Here is a 2,282-nt window from a genome sequence, read left to right as displayed (position 1 = left end):
GGGTGGGGCTGTAGTCGGCCTGTGGGGCGGGCACAACCCCAGTGGATGATTCATCCCAACAAGGCGTATTGCGTATTGCGTCTTGCGTACGACGTACGACGCACGACGTACAACCTGCCCCCAACGTCCCTACTTCCGCTCCTGCACCCGCTTGTGCATCTGTTCGATCAGCTCGCCCACAGCCAGCGTGCGCTGTTCCTTAGCGTGGCGCTCGCGCAGGTTTACGGTGCCGGACTCGGTTTCCTTGTCGCCTACGACCAGGATCAGGGGGATCTTCTGGAGCTCAGCGTCGCGGATCTTGGCGTTCATGCGCTCGCTGCGGTCGTCGATCTCGACGCGGAGCTTGTTCTGGCGCATCTGGGCGGCGATCTGCTGGGCGTAGCCTAAGTGCCGGTCGGCGATGGGGACGATGACGGCCTGGACGGGGGAGAGCCACAGGGGGAAGTTGCCGGCGGTGTGCTCCAAGTAGAAGGCGAAGAAGCGGTCGAAGGAGCCCATGATGGCGCGGTGGATGATGACGGGGGTTTCCCGCTCGCCCTTCTCGTTGGTGAACTCCAGGCCGAAGCGGGTGCCGCTGATGAAGTCGAGCTGGTTGGTGGCGATGGACTCCTCCTTGCCCAGCACCGTGCGCAGCTGCACGTCGAGCTTGGGGCCGTAGAAGGTGGCCTCGCCGATGCCCTCGACGTACTGCGCGCCGGTCTCCTCGAGCGCCGAGCGGATGGCGGCGATGGCCTCGTCCCAGTGGGGGCCGGGCTCGCCGAACTTCTCGGGGTTGTTCTCGAAGTCAGGGAGGGAGAGGCGGAACCAGTAGTCGCTGATGCCGAAGTCCTTGTAGACCTCGTCGAAGAGCTGGATCACGCGGATGAACTCGTCCTTGACCTGGCCCTTCGAGCAGTAGATGTGGGCGTCGTTCTGGGTGAAGCCGCGCACCCGCGCCAGCCCCGAGAGCGTGCCCGAGAGCTCGAAGCGGTAGACGGTGCCGAACTCGGCCAGGCGCAGCGGCAGGTCGCGGTAGCTCTTGAGCCGCGCCTTATAGATCATGTGGTGGTGCGGGCAGTTCATGGGCTTGAGGTAATACTCCTCGCCCTCGATCTCGATGGGGGCGTACATGTCGTCCTTGTAGTACGGCAGGTGCCCCGAGGTGTAGTAGAGCTTGGAGTTGGCGATGTGCGGCGTGATGACGTGGTCGTAGCCGTGCTCGAGCTCCTTCTCGTACATGTACTGCTCGAGCTGCCGCCGGATGAAGGCCCCCCTGGGCAGCCACAGCGGCAAGCCCTTGCCCACCTCCTCGCTGATGGTGAAGAGGTCGAGCTCGGCCCCGAGCTTGCGGTGGTCGCGCTTCTTGGCCTCTTCCTGTTGCCAGAGGTAGTGCTCGAGCTCCTCCTTGGTGCGGAAGGCGATGCCGTAGATGCGCTGGAGCATGGGGCGGCTCGAGTCGCCGCGCCAGTAGGCCCCGGCCAGCGAGGTGAGCTTGAAGTGCGGCGGGATGCGGCCCGTGCTGGGGACGTGGGGCCCGCGGCAGAGGTCGGTGAAGCCGTAGCGCTCGTCGCCCTGCTGGTAGAAGCTGATCTCCTCGCCCTCGGGGAGGTCGCGGATCAGCTCGCTCTTGTAGGGGTCCACGCCTTCGAAGCGCCTGAGCGCCTCCTCGCGCGGCAGCACGAAGCGCTGCAGCGGCAGGTCGTCGGCCACGATGCGGCGCATCCGCTCCTCGATGAGGGGCAGGTCTTCCTCGCGCAGCGGCGTGGGGGCGTCGATGTCGTAGTAGAAGCCGTTCTCGATCACCGGCCCGATGGCGAGCTTGACGTCCTCGGGCTTGAAGCCGCGCTCGGCGTAGAGCTCGCGCACCGCCTGGGCCATGACGTGGGCGAGGGTGTGGCGGAAGAGGGGCTGGTACTCGGGGTCCTTCTCGGTGAGGATCTTGATCTTCGCGCCGCTGGCCCCTTCGGGCAGGGGTTTGAGCAGGTCGTAGAGGTCGCCGTCCACGATGGCGCCGATGGCGGCCTTGGCGAGCCCCGGCCCGATGGCCTGGGCGGCGTCTTTGGCCGTGGCGCCCTGGGGGAGCTCGAGTTGTTTTCCGTCGGGCAGCACTACGTTCATTCTTCCTCCGCTCGCGCAGGCGCGGCGCCTGCTGCAAAAAAAGTCCGGCTCGCATTCTACGCGAGCCGGGAGGACCTCCGAAACCTTAGCGGTCTAGAAGTCCCCCCGGCGTCGGGTAGTGGTGGCGAGCCCGAACATCTTGCAGGCCAGTGTAGAGGGTGGGGGGGCTAGCGTCAAATTGGGGG

1 protein-coding gene is annotated in these 2,282 nt (G+C 66.0%); it reads right to left on the bottom strand.

The features are described 5' to 3' along the window. Nucleotides 1-129: 129 nt before the first annotated feature. Complete coding sequence (thrS, locus tag Mterra_RS20735) at nucleotides 130-2,097, bottom strand: threonine--tRNA ligase (protein ID WP_119316811.1); 1,968 nt, start codon at nucleotides 2,095-2,097, stop codon at nucleotides 130-132. Nucleotides 2,098-2,282 lie beyond the last annotated feature (185 nt).

Source organism: Calidithermus terrae (genome assembly GCF_003574345.1).
GTDB lineage: Bacteria > Deinococcota > Deinococci > Deinococcales > Thermaceae > Calidithermus > Calidithermus chliarophilus.
The sequence above is the reverse complement of the archived record's forward strand: the minus strand, read 5'-3'. Positions and strand labels throughout refer to the sequence as shown.